This window comes from Pantoea sp. X-Soil-YNGN-775 (genome assembly GCF_059730575.1).
This window is the reverse complement of record NZ_AP035946.1, coordinates 72,597-89,486: the sequence shown is the minus strand read 5'-3', so window position 1 is coordinate 89,486 and position 16,890 is coordinate 72,597. Positions and strand designations below refer to the sequence as shown.

Sequence of the window (16,890 nt, the reverse complement as noted above, 5' to 3'; positions counted from 1 at the left end):
TTTACGCCGCTGCGCTGTCTGCCCGTTTCAGCAAGCGGCGGCGTGGGTGTGATAAATCTTGCTGACCACGCTCCAGCGCCCGTTAATCTTCAGCAGACTGAAAATATCAGTAAAGCGAAAACCCGATATGTCATCGGTATCGATGCGGGCGCTGGCGGCCGTTCCGACAATGTCGACGCGAACAACCGCGGCCTGCTTCCCGTCTTCGTTGTACTGATTCAGCACATCCAGAATAGCGTTGTAGTCCTGCAGGCAGGGGGTATCAATCATCTTTTTCAACTTCGTTTTAATGATGGGACTTTCTGTTCAGATAACCGATTGGTTGATGTCGGGATCAGGCGGCTGACGCTCAGTGGAACGAAAACTCACGCTAAACATTTTCTTCCTCTGACGCCTCTTTTAGTGGTCTCAGATCTCCTTTAGTTACCCGCTCTGCCAGCGTGAAGGAATAATGGCCGGGCATATTGATATGTCCGGGGCAAAGCTGGGAGAGATGTGCGATATCTTCATCATTCAGTGTTTCACCCTGCGCCCGGAGATGATCCTGAGCTACCAGCATATAAATAGTTTTCCATACACGACGGCGTCAGTGACCAGCCCCTGAGCTGCCAGCTGATTTTCCTGATTATCGGTATATCAGTCTATTATCAAGTCCAGGTAAAATAGGTGCAGCAGAGGAGAGTTTCAGCGATCCGGAATAGCGACGTCTACGGACTACAGTGGAAGTCTGAAACAAAGGGATGAATGAGGGAGTGTAAAGCGATACTGCAGATGCTCAGGGCGAAACTGCATCCGGGGCTTTCACCGCGGGCTTTCAGGCTGTTCCGGGTACACGGAGAGGAGGCTGCTAACAGAGCACACTGGCGGCCTCATTCCGACGAAATCGTGCTGAGGCCCGTGATGTTACAGACGGTGCTGAATGGCCTGTGCGAGTCCGGGCTGCTGCACAGTGGCTTTCCGGGCGGCTGCACATGGCGGCTCAGCAGCGTGGCCGGAGAGGCTACTAAATAAGTCAGTGGCGGATTTGTGCCAGGTCGTCTTCGGTCAGGCCGGTCATTTTCATGACGGTGATGCGGTCAAGACCGTTCTGCAGCATGGTACGGGCAATTTTCAGAGTGGCTTCACGCTCGCCTTCGGTGCGGCCCTTTTCAATGCCACGCTGTTCGCCGAGCTCAAGGCCTTCTTCCCTGCCCTTCTCAATGCCCTTCTCAATGCCCTTCTCAATGCCCTTCTGTTCGAGCTGTTGTGCGATGGTCATAAGTGCGTCTCCGTGTAGACAGTGCAGAATGGCCTGTGCGTGTCCGGGCGATGGCACAGTGACTTTCCGGGCGGCTGCACATGGCGGCTCAGCAGCGTGGCCGGAGAGGCTACTAAATAAGTCAGTGGCGGATTTGTGCCAGGTCGTCTTCGGTCAGGCCGGTCATTTTCATGACGGTGATGCGGTCAAGACCGTTCTGCAGCATGGTACGTGCAACTTCCAGCTTGCCTTCCAGCATGCCTTCATTTCGGCCTTCCTGCCTGCCTAACTGGATACCCTTCTGGATGCCCTTCTGTTCGAGCTGTTGTGCGATGGTCATAAGTGCGTCTCCGTGTTGCGGCACACGCTGTGCCAGGTCGCGTACAAAGCCTTCGGCGTCGGCTGATTCGCCTGCCTGTACAATATAGTGTACCAGCGATATCACCTGGGATGAAGACAGATAGCCAGCCAGCAGAATGGGCACCAGCCGGTCGGTCAGTTCGGCCAGGTCCCGCTGATGAATGTGCTTCTGCAGAAGAGTCAGGGCAGCCATGCTGCGGTGGCCAGCGATTTCATCATCCGGAATGACGGTAACGTCAACCAGCGGGAAAGCCGGGTTGTAGAGCCTGCCTGCCAGGTCCGGGTCGTCAAACTCATCCAGCCACCGGGTGGAGTACGGATACGGGCTGCGTTTACCTGTGTAAAACAGCACCGGTATCACCAGTGGCAATTTTTTATGCCCCGCCTCAAGGTGCCGTTGCATGGCAGCCACGGCATAGCGCATCAGGCGAAAGGCCATATGTTTGTCGGGTGAGGACTGATGCTCGATGAGCACGTGAACATAACCCTCACCGGCTGTGGTTTTCAGGCTGTAGAGCACGTCGCTGAAATACTGTCGCAGGTCATCCTCGACGAACGAGCCGGATTCCAGCTTTAGTGTGCTGAGATCGCAGATATCGCGCAGCTCTGCGGGAAGGTGTAGTTCCATAAAATCCCGGGCAACTTCGGGCTGGGTAAGAAACTGCCTGAATGCGGCATCATGGGGCGTGGGGGTGTTATTCTTCTTTTTCATTGGCTGATAGCCTGTGTATATTACCTCTGTCAATATTACCATGAATGTCCGCTGAATTAGCCTCGGAATGGAGGCTATTTCGACAGTTTTTTTGTAAAAGCGTGAAGATCAACTGCCAGAAAACAGGAATGAAAATGAAAATACCTGAACGTTTGAAAGGGGGTTTTAATATACTTAAATCGGAAGGACACGATCATCGTAGCGAAGAAAATCAGAATAAGGACGGCTACGATACGATGACGCTAAAGGTAAGTAATGATGTGCGAATGAATGAATATTTCAAAGCACTGGACTTCGCATTCTCAAAAAAGATGTAAAAAACATCGCCGTCACCGGGCCTTGTGGGGCGGGTAAAAGTACGCTCATACTGTCATATCTTGTCAGCCGACTAAAAAAATTACATAAATCATTCTCTGGCACATTTTTCAATTTCAGGAAAGAGAGAGGGTGAGCCACCAGAAAATGCTGAAGTTGAATTAACCATTCTTCAGCAGATTCTCTATAAAGTAAATAAAGATAACCTGCCTGATTCACGGATCGACAGAATTCAAAGCAGAGATGCAAAACATGTCCTTACTCTGTTTGCAACCTTTGTCACTAGACTGCTACCGGCCTTGTTATTAACACTGTGTATCTTTCCAAAGAAAGTATTATCTTCCTTTGGTGCCAGTGACTCAATAATTTCTTACGTCAACAATGCCTATCCCGAACGCTTATGGTGCAGTATCACGCTGGCCGTACTGACGCTATTCTGTATCGTCCGCGCGGCCTCAAAGGCAGGTGTTTTTGATAAAAAATTGAAGTTAAGTAAAATAGCGTTCCTTCAGGCGAGTGCAAATTTAACTCAGCAGGAGTTATCTTCATTTCTGAACAACTGCCTCGATGAAATCGTCTATTTCTTTTCCCGCTCAAAGAATAAAACAGTTGTATCTGATGACTCAGACAGACTCGACAATACGGAAGTTTTTGTAAAGTTAATAACAATAAATCAGTTAGTTAACAATAATCTGAAGGTTGAACCAGTGAGATTTGTCTACGCATGCCGGGATGATATATTTCCTGGCTCTGATATCCGGAACAGGTTCTTTGATTTCATCCTTCCGGTTGTCCCTGTACTGGATGCATGTAACGCCTATACATATCTGAAAAACAAACTTAAAGGCTTTCCGGCTGCGCATGACGTACTGCCCAGCATGCTGTCAGGCTGCTGCAGCCGCTCAGCAATCGATCGCACAAAATGTAACAGCCCTCACTAGACGACCGGTCAGTTTTTAAATAGAGTAGGCGCATTATGAAAAAACACGCGACAGATATGCGCCAGCACATCATTGATGTGGCACGGGCGATTATTACGCATAAGGGCTACAGCGCCGTCGGGCTTTCCGAGATAGTTCAGGCTGCCGGTATTCCCAAAGGCTCATTTTACTACTACTTCAAATCCAAGGAAGAGTTCGCAGAGGCGCTGCTGGAGCACTATTTCAGTCACTACCTGCAGGAAGTAGAACATCAGCTGAGCGGTGCCGGAACGGCCCGGGAGCGGCTGCTGCGCTACTTCGCCTTCTGGAAGACCACCCAGGGCGCAGACCTGCCGGAAAGCAAATGCCTGGTGGTCAAGCTTGGCGCGGAAGTCTGCGATCGGTATGACAGCATGCGACAGGTGCTGGCAACCGGCACCCAGGAGATCGTGCACAAAATTGCCGGCTGTATCCGGCTGGGACAGGAAGATGGTTCGCTGTCTGCGGTAAGCGATGCCGATGAGCTGGCTGAAGAACTTTATCAGCTGTGGCTGGGAGCTTCACTGATGGCAAAAATTCACCATCCTGACCACGCCTTCGGCAAAGCCATGAAGGCAACAATGCGGCTGCTCGGGTAGCCGCTTTTTTTTACTCATTTACTAGACGACCGGTCAACTATCTAGAGGTTTATATGACTGACAACAGTACCTGTACCGATTTATTTTCTCCCGTCGCGATGGGCAGCCTTGAACTGGCGAATCGCATTGTAATGGCTCCCGTTACCCGCAGCCGTTACGGTGAGGAAGGCGTGCCTGATGAACTGCATGCGACCTACTATGCGCAGCGTGCCGGCGCCGGACTGATTATTTCAGAAGCCACCAATATCTCCGCTCAGGGCCGTGGTTATGCCGCCACACCGGGGATCTGGAATGAAGAGCAGGTCGCAGGCTGGAAAAAAGTGACGGACGCGGTCCACGCTCAGGGCGGAAAAATCGTCTGCCAGCTGTGGCACGTTGGCCGCTTTTCCAGCGTCGAGCTGCAGCCTGACGGTGCAAGTCCGGTTGCGCCATCCGCCATTAAAGCTGAGGGCCAGACCTACACCGTGAACGGTTTTGTGCCGGTTTCTACACCGCGCGCGCTGGAAACAGCAGAAATTCCCGGCATTATCGAGCAGTACAAACACGCAGCGGAGAACGCCCTGCGGGCAGGTTTTGACGGCGTTGAGGTGCATTCAGCTAACAGCTACCTGCTTGACCAGTTCCTGCGGGACTCCACCAATCACCGTACCGACAGCTACGGCGGCTCGATCGAAAACCGGGCGCGTCTGACGCTGGAAGTCACCGAAGCCATCGTTAACATCTGGGGTAATGACCGGGTCGGTATCCGACTGTCGCCGGTGACGCCTGACGCCGGAAATACCCCGCCGGACAGCAACGTGATGGCAATGTATGGCTATCTCATCCAGCAGCTGAACCGCTTTAACCTGGCCTACCTGCACTTTGTCGAAGGTGCAACGGCCACCTCGCGCGACGTGCCTGCCGATGTGGATATGGATGCGCTGAGCGCGCAGTTCACCGGTCCGTTTATCGGTAACAACAACTACGACCTGGAGATGGCTATCAGCCGCCGTAACGCAGGGATTATCGATGCCGTCGCCTTTGGCCGCCTGTTCATTTCCAATCCGGATCTGGTGAAGCGCCTGCGTTACGCTGCCGAACTGACCATTGCGCCGAAAGACGTGTATTACGGCGGCGGAGCGAAGGGTTATACCGACTGGCCGCAAGGCAATTACTGATAGCGAGCGGCGGGGATCCCCCCGCCGAGGGTCGCGGCGATAAAAATAGCCTCACCGTTAGCGGTCAGCATGCGTGGCCGCATCAGAAACCAGGGCATTACTCTGGCGGTTCAGTAACCTCAGCAAGGATTGCAGCTCCCGCAGCACCCGATCAAGACGCTGCATATTGCCCACCAGCCGATCGTAGGCAAGCGAACCCGGCTGCAGCCCTTTCAGACTGCTGTTCAGCTCACGTAATGAGTGCTGCAACTCAACCGGCAGAGTTTCCATTGCCGGGCTGGCGGTTAGCTGATTTAAATCATTCACTGTTTGTTGTAATGCGCCCATGGTGCGCTGGCTTTGTTTCAGCGTCGCGCTGGTCTGCAAGACCAGCGGGGTCAGCGGCAGATGATTGATCTTCTCCAGCGCTGACACCAGTTTCTGTTGCAGCTGGTTCAGCCCGACGGGCGCGGTTGGGATGATTTCATAGCCATCGATGAACTCCGGCCCGCCGTAAGCCGCCGCATCGGTTATAAAATCCAAATCAATATAGAGCGCGCCAGACAGCAGACTGCTGGTTTTAAGCGTGGCGCGCATTCCACGGGCTATGCCACTCTTCAGCCTCTGTAGCAGGTTGAAATCCGGCATCTCTCTGACAAAGCGGTCCGGCTCAAGATTGATCAATACCGGCACGTGATAATCTGTCACCATGTTCTGCGTTCTGCCCGGCAAAACAAAAGGCACTTTGCTGACCGTTCCGAGACGAATTCCACGAAACTCAACTGGCGCGCCCGGCTTCAGGCCGCGAACAGACTCGGTGAACAACAGCAGGAACGGAACCTGCCGGGTATAGAGAGATCGCTCAATACTCTGCCGGTCGTCAAACAGCCGGTATTCGGCGTTATTTCGCGCTACCCGCCCCGGCGCCCACCCTGACGGAACCGCAAAACTGACGCTACCGCGTAACAGCGAGACGATTGCGTCTGACTCAACCCGCAGGCCTGAGGCCGACCGCTCAACGGTAACGCCGCTCTGCTGCCAGAAACGGCTATTAGTGGTCACCAGCCGATCGTAAGGCGCTGCAATAAACAACCGATAGGTCATGCCGCGCTGCTCAGCATTAAAGTGGCTGGATTCAACCGTCCCGACCCGAAAGCCGCTGAACATCACCGGATCGCCAGGATTAAGCTGCCCCTTTTTCTGGCTGTTAACAATCACACGGACGCCCTGCGCATTGATCGGTGCCAGCGGTGGCGCATCCAGCAGCGAGTAGCGCGGCAAGGGGTCACCTGCATCGCCAGGCCCTAACGCGATATAAGCGCCGGTCATCAGCGTGCTGAGGCCGGTTATACCTTGCTGACCTCTGTGCGGTTTAACCAGCCAGAATACGCTGTTGCGATGTAACAACTTCTCCATACCGGGTTGCAGACGTACGGTGATCTCAACATGACGAAGATCCTCCGCCAGCGCCGTCGTTTCTACCTCTCCGATAACAACGCTGCGGTTTTTAATCGGGGTTTTGCCGGCGTCAATCCCTTCAGCCGTAGCCGTAATCAGCACGATCTGCGATCCCTGCTGGCTGAAGTGATAAACAATCATTGCGCCAGCAATCAGTAACGTGACCAGCGGAATAATTCCTATAACCCACCCGCGTGAAGGCGTTAACGTCACAGCACTGGCATCAGAATTTTTCATCTCACGGTGACTCCACATGAAAATAGCGATGCCGCTGACAGTTACCGCCTTCATCAGGCGGCGGACGGGAAAAGATGCAGGGTTAAAATCCGATTATCGTGCAGGTACTCAAATTATTCGATAACAATCACCCAATCATTTTACACCACTCCCGGTTAGTACAAATTCGCTTAATCCTGTCGCTGGTGATGATATTATTATACTTAACCGGTATAACGGCAGCGCGAGGGTAATTAAATTCCACTCAGGACTAATTACGCATGGAAAATTCGCCGCCTAAATTATCGGAAAAATAAGTATAGCCATCCTGATGAACAGCAACAAACACGCATTTGCTTTTTGTCGACTGAAGTCACACCTGGCTATCCATTTAAAAAAACAGAACATCAGCATAAGATCATAAAGGCCCTTAAAATGAAGCTATTTGCGAAAAAATTTATCATCCCCATCGAAAAGCAATTCTAAACAACCTGATAATGCATTTATAATCATATGGTTATAATTTAATAGCCACCACCAACAGACCGCAAGCCTCCCTCACCGATTTAAAAACAGTACCACTGCATCATACTCATAAAGATTATTTATTTTTTATCAAATCGACCATATTGCCGGGCGCCACCATTAAGCCTATGCTTGAAATCATGCTGCAAATTTAATTCGAGGCATTTATGTTTCTTAACTACTTTGCATTGGGCGTGCTGTTTGCGGTGTTTATCATTATTTTCTATGGCATTATTGTCCTGCATGACATCCCTTATCTCATCGCTAAGTCCCGCAACCATCCGCACGCTGATGCTATTCATGTCGCGGGCTGGGTCAGCTTATTTACGTTACATGTCATATGGCCATTTCTATGGATTTGGGCGACGCTCTACCGGCCGGAACGGGGCTGGGGAATGAACGCCAATGCCGCGCTGGAGCAACGCGTGACGGAGCTTGAAAAACAACTCAATAATCGAAGCTAACGCTAGCCGGAGTAACAAGGCGATGGATCTACTGATCATTCTCACCTATGTCGCGTTTGCCTGGGCTATTTTTAAAATTTTCAGGATACCGATAAATAAATGGACGGTGCCAACCGCAGCACTGGGCGGCGTTTTTTTGATTGGCGCCCTGATTATGTTGATGAATTACAATCATCCCTATACTTCGCTGGCGCAAAAAGCGGTGATCGCCATTCCGATTACCCCGCAGGTAACCGGCGTGATCGTTGAAGTGACGGATAAGCAGAACAGGCGCATCCAAAAAGGTGAGGTGCTTTTTCGCTTAGACAATACGCGTTATCAGGCGCGGGTTGACAGGCTGCAGGCTGATTTAATGACCACTATTCACAATGTTCAGGCGTTAAAAGGGCAGCTGGACGAAGCGATTGCCAATACCTCACATGTCTCTGCCGAACGGGATCGATTATTTAAAGATTACCAGCGCTATCTGGCCGGCAGTAAGGCCAAAGTTAATCCGTTTTCCGAAAGAGATATTGATAACGCCCGACAAGATTATTATGCGCAGGATGCGCTGGTCAAAGGTTCGGTGGCTGAGCAGGCACAGATAAAAAGCAGTTTAGACAGCGTGGTGAATGGCGAGCAATCGCAGATTGTCAGCCTGCGGGCGCAGCTGGCTGAAGCCCGATATAATCTTGATCAAACCATCGTACGCGCCCCCGGTGATGGCTACGTCACTCAGGTGCTGATCCGGCCAGGTTCGTATGCCGCGGCCCTGCCTTTACGGCCGGTGATGATTTTTATACCCGCACAGAAACGGCAGATCATTGCCCAGTTCAGACAGAATTCGCTGTTGCGTCTGGAGAAAGGTGACGAAGCAGAAGTGGTTTTTAATGCCCTGCCGGGTCAGGTCTTTTCCGGCAAGCTAACCCAGATCCTGCCGGTGGTGCCGGGTGGCGCTTACCAGGCGCAGGGGACGCTGCAGTCTCTGACTATCGCTGCCGGTACCGATGGGGTGCTGGCCACCATTGAGCTGGCTCCGAACGCCGACGTGGACGCCTTACCCGATGGAATTTTTGCGCAGGCTGCGGTCTATTCAGATCATTTCACCCATGTTTCGGTAATGCGTAAGGTGCTGTTGCGCATGACCAGCTGGCTCCACTACCTCTATCTGGATCATTGATAGGCTCTACGCGCCAGAAAGCCGCCGCTAAGGGGGTTGCTGGGCGGGCCTTTGCAGAAACGGAGGCATATTCATCACAGCGCTGACGGCCAGCGCCGTAATAATTCCAGGCAGCTCGTCGCTTGGTTAGCGGATGCTGGCAACAATCTCAAGCACGCCATTAATAACAAACTGCACGCCCATACAGACCAGCAAAAATCCCATCAGACGGGAAATGGCATCAATACCGCTTTTGCCGATCAGCCGCATGATTTTGTCGGTACTTCGCAGACAGATCCAGGCAATGATGGCCACCATCAGGAAGATTAACGGGGGTGCCACCAGGATCACCCAGGCTGGAAATTCACTGGCGTGCCGTAATGTAGAAGCCGAACTGATCAGCATCGCAATGGTACCCGGCCCGGCAGTGCTCGGCATGGCGAGCGGCACAAAAGCAATGCTTGTTTTAGATGCTTCAGTCTCTTTCACCGCTTTGATTAATACCGCCCTGCTCCGGTCTTCCTCCGGTTGCGGAAACAACATGCGGAAACCGATGAAAGCCACAATCAGCCCACCCGCAATTCGCAAGCCAGGAATAGAAATACCAAAGGTATCCATCACCAGTTGACCGGCATACCAGGCCACCATCAGGATAATAAATACATAAAGAGAAGTTTTATTCGCTATCTGGTTGCGGGTGGCACTGTTCATCTGGCCGCTTAATCCTAAAAACAACACTACGGTAGTTAATGGATTAGCCAGCGGCAGAATAACAATCAAACCCAGCCCAATGGCTTTTATCAGATCCAGCATCATGAATTTCCTTCGCAGAAATAACATTCAGGATTCAGGTGCCGTGCCGGTTAATGTCACTCTCGGCACCAGGCAGACCAACAAAGGTCAGGTATTAAGCGCGACGTAACAGGGCATGGATAATTTAGAATTCATTCAGGCTCTGCTACGCGGCTTCCGTCATTTTTTAAAACTCAGCTTCAGCGAGTAAATATCTTTGTCTGCATCCGCTGTAATTAAAATCCGCATCAGCTTGATTACAATAAGAAAGGGTATGTCGTTTTCTATTTCCCGGGAAAATCGACCACATCTGCAACCATGGTATCGATAGCAGTTTTGATGTCATCTCTGGTTATCTGAGATTCGCTATTTGAGACTTTGCCGCCGTAGGCTTTCCTCACCACTTTAATCACCGGCTTATTGGTCGAGACGTCAATGAGCGCCGCTTCGATAAACAGGAACGTGTTTTGTGAACGCTTTCCGGTCATGGTCATGGTGCCTGCCACAACTGCGGTAACCGGCAGTACCTCGTAGAATTGAATATCTTTATTTTCAGCGGAAACGGCAGTAATCGCCGTTCTGAGCATTAACCCACCAGCATGGGGCTGGTTGCTTAGCTTCTTGTGAGAGCCTACCGCGCTTTTGAGCCGCTGTTCGGTGTATAAGCGGATTTGCTCCAGCGTAGCCGCACTTACGCGGCTGTCCGGTCTGGGAGAAGGGAAATAAACTACCGGTGAAACATAAATATCCTTATAATTGCTTAACCGAAAATCGGGCGATACCCAGCGCAGTACCTGGTGACCCGATGTCGTTTCTACGGTGCGTAAATCAGAGTAATCACTTAAAAAACCTGAATACTGATTAGTTTCTGCCACTTTAGAAGAACATCCCAATAGTGTCAGACACAAAGCAATAACGAAAAACCTTAGCAGGATAATCATATTTGCCCCCATGAGCATGGTTGTTTATACACGGAGAGTTTTTTCCCCATTAATTATAATTCAGTTATCAGTAAAGACTGATGAATTATTACCCGGGCGAAAAACAAGACCAGTGACAGGTAAAATCGCCTCCACTCTTTTTTCATATGACGCTAATCATCGCTCGGTCCAATGGAATTAAGATATAAAAAGCACTACTTTTTAGCATCCAAAAACATATCCCGGTGAAAAAAACAAATAATTACCAGGCTAATTCTATGGCAGGAACTAATGACCTGCGTGACCGTCAGATCAATGACCCTGATGAATTACACACTCATCACAAAAAGACAAAATACACAACCTTCACCGGGAAAGAATAGCGTCCAGGCTATATAATTATTAAGTCGATTAATACCTATTCCACACTAAATAAAGCGGGAGAACAACTGATGAAAAAAATCATTTATGTGATAGCGGCTGGTGCTTTTTCGTTAAACGTATTCGCGGCAGATATGATGACCAAAAATGATTTTGAAAAAGTGCAAAGCCAGTATGAAAAAGTCGGGAGCGTGTCAACATCAGGCGAAGTCAGTGCATCCGATGCCAAAGCCGAACTGTCCAGCATGGCAGATAAAAAAGGCGGCGATATTTATGTCCTGACATCGGGCAATACCAATAATAAAATGCATGCTACAGCGGATGTCTATAAGAAAAAGTGATCGCTGCGCATCTTAAAAGCCAGTGTGGCTGCATTAACCTTTGAACACTCCGTTCGCGGCAGGAGTGGTCAATGCGCTAACCGGAAACACCGGTTAGCGCATTTTTATTGCCTTTGGTGAGCGGCTTCGTGTTGAAAAAAGTTGACTGAAAAAAGAGTGAAATGTGGCCGTACTTTGCTGCAGAAAGGCATGCCTTGCTGTCATCTCCTGTTGATCTCGCATGGTTTTTAACAGCGGCGGTTATTCATCATTCAGGATAAGCGTCCGGACTGTGCCATAAGCGGCGTCCGGCATCGCATTCTGCTTGCCTGTTTGTCATCAAAGTCGATCAATCCAGGCCGTCACCGCGTGGTTCACCTCGTCACTGCGATCCTGCATAATCCAGTGCCCGGTATCGGTCCAGTAGTCTGTTTTTGACTTTGGATTGGCAAACCACCTGCGCATAGTCTCAGCCTGAACGGCATCGCGACACAGGTGATAAACAGGAACCGTTAAGCTACGGCAAAACTCCTCGCTCGCTTTGCCCACCCCCACCTGTCCCGGCCCAAGAAACAGTGGACCGAATGATTCCCGTACCACCTGCAGCGGCACGCCCTGCAGGCGCCTTTCATGCCAGCGTTTAAACGCCAGCGAAGTATTTTTATCGTAAAAAAGTTCAAATAGCGCCGGACCGGTCAGATAAGGATCGCTGTTTTGCAGGTCATCAGTGGCTTTCTGGAAAAGGGCCGCCTGTGCATCCGCAAATCCCATCGAACCATCAACAGAAACAACAGCACTCACTAAGTCGGGTCTTTTTGCCGCCAGCCGCGCTGCAATCTGCCCTCCCATTGAATGGCCAATCAGGATAAATTTTTGGCCCGGATAGTGCGTCAAAATCAGTGATTCAATATCGGCAACATAGTCAGCCGGGGCGTAATGCCCTGATGGCATGACTTCCGATCGTCCATGCCCGCGTAAATCTACCGCCACCGTACGGTATTTACTTTCAAGCACGGGTAATTGCCAGCTCCAGTCATGCGAATCACAGGTCCAGCCGTGTAATACCATGATATTTTTGCCTTGCCCTTTTTCCGTATAAAAAAGCCTGGCCGTCGACGAAACTTTTGGCGCAGCGCGTGCCGGACTGGCTTTGAGTGCTGCTGACAGAACAGTGGCGCTGGTGAAGGCCAGCAGGTTACGCCTGGAGAGGGAAAACTTTTTTTCATTCATAACGGATCCTTAGTACTCGCTAAACGTTTACCCTGCCGTTTTATTTAGCAGACGATGCGGTCGGGAGTAAGAGAGTGATACTCACTTCAGCAGCATGGTATATAACATTCAACTAAGATCAATTACGCACTTTAAAGTGAGTAGATATACTCAAGGATACTTAAATGACAGATATCGTCGATCCGGTTTTTTTCGCAGACTGCGCCGCGCGTGTTTTTTTCGATCAGGTAGCAAACAAATGGAGCGTCATGATTCTGACTTTACTTAATGAAAAAGCGATGCGTTTTAACGAAATGAAACGCAGCATGGAAGGCATTACCCACAAAGCGCTTACCCAGGCGTTACGTAAAATGGAACGTAACGGATTGATTAATCGTACAGTTTTGGCCACCTCTCCGGTTGCAGTAGAATACACCATTACCGAACATGGTCGCTCTCTGCAAAAACCGTTTAGCGCCATGTATGACTGGGTGATAGACCACCTTGATGATATTGAAAAAGCGCAGGAAGCCTATGATTCCAGCCAGGTTGGGTTAAATGAAAACGGTCGCTTACAGCAATAAAATGGCGTATATAACATGAGCATTGATTACTTCCCGTCAAAAAAACAGTGCACATTTATCTGCTTCATAAATTAACATTCCCGTTGTGTGGAGCCTCCGGTGCCGATATACCCTGAAGCCCTAAAAATTTAACCCCTCTCACTCTGACCCGATATTATATTTAGTGGGTAGCGGCCAGCGTGAAAGCCAGTCGTGGCGGAACATACTGGAATTTCTTTATAAAGCTGGCTGAGATTTACCTGGCAAAAATAAAACCCACATCAGGTAGTTAGAGGTTTAACCGGTTAACGATCCTTTTCATCGTGTTAGCATCTATGACGGGAGGCTGACATGGTGAAGAATCAAAATGATATTTCCGGCAAACTCAGGCGTCTCACAAATTGATTATCCCGTTAAGAGGTTGGATGGTGAGGAGATGATCATCTATTTCTTTTTATGCTACAAAGGACCGTCCAGGCCGCGATGCCTGATACCTGATGGAGCAGAAAATGAGAACGCAAAAGCGATGCATGGGATATGTGGCTGTCGTGGTTGATGACTACGATCGCGCGATAGAGTATTACACCGACAAGCTGGGTTTTACCCTGATTGAAGATACGCCACAGCCGGGCAAGCGCTGGGTAGTGGTCACACCAAATCCGGCAAGCGACTGCAATATTCTGCTGGCCTGCGCCTCAAACGAGCGGCAGGAAAGCTTTATCGGCAATCAGTGCGGCGGCAGAGTATTCCTGTTCCTTCAGACCGATGATTTCTGGCGCGACTACCACGCAATGAAAGCTAAAGGCGTTAAATTCTGCGAGCAGCCTCGCGAAGAGGAGTACGCGACGGTGGTGGTATTTGAGGATCTCTACGGCAATCGTTGGGATCTTTACCAGAATAAATAAGCGTAACGCGCTCTGCCGGGTGCGCCAATAGTGCAGCCAGTCCCTTTTCCTGACGGCTGTGCCGCTGGCTACTGGCATAGCGTCCGGGCAGCTCATTTTCAGGCATTAGAGCCGTCTTTATCGGTGACCCGATCCGCTTTGCGGGTTCCCCGTAACAGACCCGCTCTCTTAACGTTTTCTCCACCCGCCATCGCATTTCGCTGCGCCTGCAGAGAGCTCACCAACCCGTGGCGAGCGATAAACAGAAGTAACAGATGATGAAAGCAGACTACAAAAGCTGCTGCAGCGATTGTGTCACCGCATTCGTCACTTCATGAATGCGCGGCTCGGCGCGGCGATAATAGGTCCATTTGCCGACTTTACTGGCTTCTAACAGGCCGGCGCTCTGCAACGCTTTGAGGCATAACGACGTGGCGGGCTGTGATAAGCCCGCCTTGTCCTGGATGAGACTGGCACAGACGCCATACTGATCGAAAGGATAGAGCTGAGAATAACCCGCAAACGCTTCGTCAGGATTTTTTAGCCATTTAAGTACTGCCACCCGTGTCGGGTTGGAGAGTAATTTCAGGGCATTTTCTGGTGACATGCCGCCTCGCAAAACATCAGGATGGATAAACCGGATAGTCAGTATAGCCTTTCTCACTGCCGCCATACAGCGAGGCAGGATCGACATCATTAAGCGGATGGCCCGAGTAAAAACGCGCAGGCAAATCAGGATTGGCAATAAAGGTTCGGCCAAAGCCAAACAGATCTCCCCACCCTTTTTCCAGCATCAGCTGCGCTTTTTGCCGGGTATAACGACCAGAATACATAATCGGTGAGCGGAAGGTTTCACGCAGCGCAATGCGAAAACTCTCAGGCATATCCGGACTGTTGTCCCAGTCGGCCTCGGCTATAGAAAGATAACCAACCCCGAGCTGGTTCAGCAGCTGCGCAGCACGGATGTAAGTGGCGTACGGATCGCTTTCAACCAGTCCAAGATAGACACGCTCTTCATCAGTACTTGAAAAAAGCGGTGCAAAACGAACGCCGACCCGCTGGCTGCCAAATACTGAGCTGACCGCTTGGGTCACTTCACGCAGGAAACGCAGACGATTTTCCAGTGAACCACCATATTCATCAGTGCGGAAGTTGGTGTGCTCAGAGATAAACTGGTTAATCAGATACCCGTTTGCGGAATGCAATTCGACGCCATCGAAACCCGCCTCTCTGGCGTTTTCCGCCGCACGCCGATAGAGTTCGACCAGCTCTTTGACTTCTGCAGTCGTGAGTTCACGAGGGATACTGGGAGAGGTTAACATTCCGGTACCGGGTCCGGTTTCGATAAAGACTCTGACGTTATTCGCTGCAACCGCTGAAGGAGCCACTGGTGCCTGCTTGCCCGGCTGCAGTTCATTATGCGATACCCGGCCGACGTGCCACAGCTGACAGAAAATCGTGCCGCCCTGCTGGTGCACAGCCTCAGTCACTTTTCTCCAGCCGGCAATCTGCGCTGCGCTGTGGATACCTGGCGTCCAGGCATATCCCTGACCACGGGGTTCAATCTGTGTGCCTTCGGTGATCATAAAACCCGCACCAGAGCGCTGGCGATAGTACTCCACCATCATCTCACCGGGAATGTTGCCAGGCTGTTCACTACGGCAACGGGTCAGCGGTGGCAGGGCAATACGGTTTCGGAGCTGAAGATCACCCAGCGTCAGGGGAGCGAAAAGAGACGGCATAGCTAAAAATCCTTTAATATCGAAAGTGGCGACATTATATTTACACATTTAAATTTGTAAATGTGTAGTCTGTGCTTTTTGCTCTTCCCGGCCTGACATGGGGATTGCAGCTGCCGCTGCCGTTGCCGTTGAAGTTGCCGTTGCGGCGTAACCGGTCGCCTGACCTCTATGCCTCACGGCTGCAGACATGATTAAAGGCCAGTCAGCCGCAGCAGGCTGGTTGAGTCAACGCTCTCTCAGCCTTATAACATTTTTGCGAAACATACCGCCTCGTCCCGGCCAATATAAGGCCCGTAATTCTCAATAACCGAGTAGCCATTTTTACTATAAAACTCAACCGCCCGATGGTTGACCCGCCGGGTTTCAAGCCACAGCTCACGATACCCCATGCCCCTGGCGGATGTTTCCAAAAAAGTGAGTAACGCATTGCCAATACCCGCAGAACTTCGATCTGAAAACATTCTCTTAAGTTCAGCTATATCATTCGCGAGTGGTCGGATAGCCCCACATCCAACGGCATTGCCCTGTTTGTTTCTTGCCACCACCCATAGTGACCGCTCTCCCAGTAGAGACTCTGATGTGAAATGGCGCTTACCGCTATCGCCGGTAATCGCAGCCAGCTCTGCTGACAACTTTTCAATCAAATCGAGCGAGTCTGGTGCTGACGGGTCTGCTTTTTCGACGGTGATCATAGGGATACCTGTTGTTCGACGACTGTTCAATATAAAAGATATTAATGAAAAATGCGTTACTCGTCAGCGACGAGATTGCGAAATGACAGGATGAACAGTGTCGTTTTCACCGATCGGCCACGCCCGCCACTCCCCGCCCACGGCGACCACCACCTCAAAATTCATGCGCTTCTCACCACAAAACAATTCGATTCCGGCAGCAGAAAAATTTCGCTGATACATTCCGACAGCTTAACCTTTCCTTAAGACTAATCCGATAACCTGCGCA

General features: G+C 50.7%; 19 protein-coding genes and 2 pseudogenes. 9 read left to right on the top strand and 12 right to left on the bottom strand.

The features are described 5' to 3' along the window. Positions 1-27: 27 nt before the first annotated feature. From AC6I8I_RS20300 to AC6I8I_RS20285, 4 genes and pseudogenes are all read right to left on the bottom strand, one after another. On the bottom strand, positions 28-270 hold the full coding sequence (locus AC6I8I_RS20300; protein WP_312053753.1) for a nuclear transport factor 2 family protein: 243 nt from the start codon (positions 268-270) through the stop codon (positions 28-30). Positions 271-370: 100 nt separating this feature from the next. After that, positions 371-636: pseudogene (locus AC6I8I_RS20295) on the bottom strand (Tn3 family transposase); the annotation flags it as partial. A gap of 376 nt (positions 637-1,012) precedes the next feature. Further along, a pseudogene (locus AC6I8I_RS20290) lies at positions 1,013-1,273 on the bottom strand (Rpn/YhgA-type helix-turn-helix domain-containing protein); the annotation flags it as partial. A gap of 106 nt (positions 1,274-1,379) precedes the next feature. Beyond that, on the bottom strand, positions 1,380-2,309 hold the full coding sequence (locus AC6I8I_RS20285; protein WP_497828798.1) for an Rpn family recombination-promoting nuclease/putative transposase: 930 nt from the start codon (positions 2,307-2,309) through the stop codon (positions 1,380-1,382). Between the two features lie 134 nt (positions 2,310-2,443). Between AC6I8I_RS20285 and AC6I8I_RS20280 the strand changes: the two genes are divergently transcribed. From AC6I8I_RS20280 to AC6I8I_RS20265, 4 genes are all read left to right on the top strand, one after another. Then, entirely contained in the window at positions 2,444-2,626 is a 183-nt protein-coding gene (locus AC6I8I_RS20280) for a hypothetical protein (RefSeq protein ID WP_312055604.1), read from the top strand. A gap of 84 nt (positions 2,627-2,710) precedes the next feature. Beyond that, positions 2,711-3,565 (top strand): YobI family P-loop NTPase, encoded by an 855-nt coding sequence (locus AC6I8I_RS20275; protein ID WP_409455993.1) that lies wholly within the window; start codon positions 2,711-2,713, stop codon positions 3,563-3,565. Positions 3,566-3,600: 35 nt separating this feature from the next. Further along, positions 3,601-4,182: a TetR/AcrR family transcriptional regulator gene (locus tag AC6I8I_RS20270; RefSeq protein ID WP_312055602.1), complete on the top strand. Its 582-nt coding sequence runs from the start codon at positions 3,601-3,603 to the stop codon at positions 4,180-4,182. 53 nt (positions 4,183-4,235) lie between these two features. Continuing rightward, positions 4,236-5,339, top strand: coding sequence for an alkene reductase (locus AC6I8I_RS20265; RefSeq protein ID WP_312055601.1), 1,104 nt, complete (start codon positions 4,236-4,238; stop codon positions 5,337-5,339). Between the two features lie 57 nt (positions 5,340-5,396). Here the strand turns inward: AC6I8I_RS20265 and pqiB are convergent, their stop codons facing one another. Beyond that, entirely contained in the window at positions 5,397-7,013 is a 1,617-nt protein-coding gene (gene pqiB / locus AC6I8I_RS20260; protein ID WP_312055600.1) for an intermembrane transport protein PqiB, read from the bottom strand. Positions 7,014-7,684: 671 nt separating this feature from the next. Here pqiB and AC6I8I_RS20255 point away from each other — a divergent pair. Both AC6I8I_RS20255 and AC6I8I_RS20250 read left to right on the top strand, forming a co-directional pair. Further along, the gene (locus AC6I8I_RS20255; protein WP_312055599.1) at positions 7,685-7,981 is read left to right on the top strand and encodes a DUF3302 domain-containing protein; all 297 of its coding nucleotides are present in this window, start codon (positions 7,685-7,687) and stop codon (positions 7,979-7,981) included. Between the two features lie 22 nt (positions 7,982-8,003). After that, the gene (locus AC6I8I_RS20250) at positions 8,004-9,140 is read left to right on the top strand and encodes an HlyD family secretion protein (RefSeq protein WP_312055598.1); all 1,137 of its coding nucleotides are present in this window, start codon (positions 8,004-8,006) and stop codon (positions 9,138-9,140) included. Between the two features lie 126 nt (positions 9,141-9,266). On the opposite strand, the gene AC6I8I_RS20245 is transcribed toward AC6I8I_RS20250, so the two are convergent. Continuing rightward, on the bottom strand, positions 9,267-9,932 hold the full coding sequence (locus AC6I8I_RS20245; protein ID WP_312055609.1) for a MarC family NAAT transporter: 666 nt from the start codon (positions 9,930-9,932) through the stop codon (positions 9,267-9,269). Positions 9,933-10,195: 263 nt separating this feature from the next. Next, positions 10,196-10,852: a DUF3313 domain-containing protein gene (locus AC6I8I_RS20240; protein ID WP_312055597.1), complete on the bottom strand. Its 657-nt coding sequence runs from the start codon at positions 10,850-10,852 to the stop codon at positions 10,196-10,198. A gap of 431 nt (positions 10,853-11,283) precedes the next feature. On the opposite strand from AC6I8I_RS20240, the gene yahO reads away from it, so the two are divergent. After that, positions 11,284-11,553: a DUF1471 family periplasmic protein YahO gene (yahO, locus tag AC6I8I_RS20235; RefSeq protein ID WP_312055596.1), complete on the top strand. Its 270-nt coding sequence runs from the start codon at positions 11,284-11,286 to the stop codon at positions 11,551-11,553. Between the two features lie 318 nt (positions 11,554-11,871). Here the strand turns inward: yahO and AC6I8I_RS20230 are convergent, their stop codons facing one another. Beyond that, a complete protein-coding gene (locus tag AC6I8I_RS20230) occupies positions 11,872-12,762 on the bottom strand; it encodes an alpha/beta fold hydrolase (protein ID WP_312055595.1) in 891 nt (296 codons plus the stop codon). Between the two features lie 164 nt (positions 12,763-12,926). Here AC6I8I_RS20230 and AC6I8I_RS20225 point away from each other — a divergent pair, with 164 nt between their 5' ends. Together AC6I8I_RS20225 and AC6I8I_RS20220 are read left to right on the top strand one after the other, a co-directional pair. Beyond that, positions 12,927-13,325: a winged helix-turn-helix transcriptional regulator gene (locus tag AC6I8I_RS20225; protein WP_312055594.1), complete on the top strand. Its 399-nt coding sequence runs from the start codon at positions 12,927-12,929 to the stop codon at positions 13,323-13,325. Between the two features lie 488 nt (positions 13,326-13,813). Then, positions 13,814-14,209: a VOC family protein gene (locus AC6I8I_RS20220; protein WP_312055593.1), complete on the top strand. Its 396-nt coding sequence runs from the start codon at positions 13,814-13,816 to the stop codon at positions 14,207-14,209. Between the two features lie 268 nt (positions 14,210-14,477). Here the strand turns inward: AC6I8I_RS20220 and AC6I8I_RS20215 are convergent, their stop codons facing one another. From AC6I8I_RS20215 to AC6I8I_RS20200, 4 genes are all read right to left on the bottom strand, one after another. Beyond that, positions 14,478-14,795, bottom strand: a complete 318-nt coding sequence (locus AC6I8I_RS20215) for an ArsR/SmtB family transcription factor (protein WP_312055592.1) — start codon at positions 14,793-14,795, stop codon at positions 14,478-14,480. Between the two features lie 16 nt (positions 14,796-14,811). Then, positions 14,812-15,930 (bottom strand): alkene reductase, encoded by a 1,119-nt coding sequence (locus tag AC6I8I_RS20210; RefSeq protein ID WP_497828797.1) that lies wholly within the window; start codon positions 15,928-15,930, stop codon positions 14,812-14,814. A gap of 242 nt (positions 15,931-16,172) precedes the next feature. After that, positions 16,173-16,622: a GNAT family N-acetyltransferase gene (locus AC6I8I_RS20205; RefSeq protein WP_312055590.1), complete on the bottom strand. Its 450-nt coding sequence runs from the start codon at positions 16,620-16,622 to the stop codon at positions 16,173-16,175. 63 nt (positions 16,623-16,685) lie between these two features. Beyond that, positions 16,686-16,844 (bottom strand): hypothetical protein, encoded by a 159-nt coding sequence (locus tag AC6I8I_RS20200; protein WP_497828796.1) that lies wholly within the window; start codon positions 16,842-16,844, stop codon positions 16,686-16,688. Positions 16,845-16,890: the final 46 nt, after the last annotated feature.

Coding starts and splice junctions, on each gene's coding strand:
- AC6I8I_RS20300 (WP_312053753.1), bottom strand. CDS start 270: ATGATTGATACCCCCTGCCTGCAGGACTACAACGCTATTCTGGATGTG.
- AC6I8I_RS20285 (WP_497828798.1), bottom strand. CDS start 2,309: ATGAAAAAGAAGAATAACACCCCCACGCCCCATGATGCCGCATTCAGG.
- AC6I8I_RS20280 (WP_312055604.1), top strand. CDS start 2,444: ATGAAAATACCTGAACGTTTGAAAGGGGGTTTTAATATACTTAAATCG.
- AC6I8I_RS20270 (WP_312055602.1), top strand. CDS start 3,601: ATGAAAAAACACGCGACAGATATGCGCCAGCACATCATTGATGTGGCA.
- AC6I8I_RS20265 (WP_312055601.1), top strand. CDS start 4,236: ATGACTGACAACAGTACCTGTACCGATTTATTTTCTCCCGTCGCGATG.
- pqiB (WP_312055600.1), bottom strand. CDS start 7,013: ATGAAAAATTCTGATGCCAGTGCTGTGACGTTAACGCCTTCACGCGGG.
- AC6I8I_RS20255 (WP_312055599.1), top strand. CDS start 7,685: ATGTTTCTTAACTACTTTGCATTGGGCGTGCTGTTTGCGGTGTTTATC.
- AC6I8I_RS20250 (WP_312055598.1), top strand. CDS start 8,004: ATGGATCTACTGATCATTCTCACCTATGTCGCGTTTGCCTGGGCTATT.
- AC6I8I_RS20245 (WP_312055609.1), bottom strand. CDS start 9,932: ATGCTGGATCTGATAAAAGCCATTGGGCTGGGTTTGATTGTTATTCTG.
- AC6I8I_RS20240 (WP_312055597.1), bottom strand. CDS start 10,852: ATGATTATCCTGCTAAGGTTTTTCGTTATTGCTTTGTGTCTGACACTA.
- yahO (WP_312055596.1), top strand. CDS start 11,284: ATGAAAAAAATCATTTATGTGATAGCGGCTGGTGCTTTTTCGTTAAAC.
- AC6I8I_RS20230 (WP_312055595.1), bottom strand. CDS start 12,762: ATGAATGAAAAAAAGTTTTCCCTCTCCAGGCGTAACCTGCTGGCCTTC.
- AC6I8I_RS20225 (WP_312055594.1), top strand. CDS start 12,927: ATGACAGATATCGTCGATCCGGTTTTTTTCGCAGACTGCGCCGCGCGT.
- AC6I8I_RS20220 (WP_312055593.1), top strand. CDS start 13,814: ATGAGAACGCAAAAGCGATGCATGGGATATGTGGCTGTCGTGGTTGAT.
- AC6I8I_RS20215 (WP_312055592.1), bottom strand. CDS start 14,795: ATGTCACCAGAAAATGCCCTGAAATTACTCTCCAACCCGACACGGGTG.
- AC6I8I_RS20210 (WP_497828797.1), bottom strand. CDS start 15,930: ATGCCGTCTCTTTTCGCTCCCCTGACGCTGGGTGATCTTCAGCTCCGA.
- AC6I8I_RS20205 (WP_312055590.1), bottom strand. CDS start 16,622: ATGATCACCGTCGAAAAAGCAGACCCGTCAGCACCAGACTCGCTCGAT.
- AC6I8I_RS20200 (WP_497828796.1), bottom strand. CDS start 16,844: ATGTATCAGCGAAATTTTTCTGCTGCCGGAATCGAATTGTTTTGTGGT.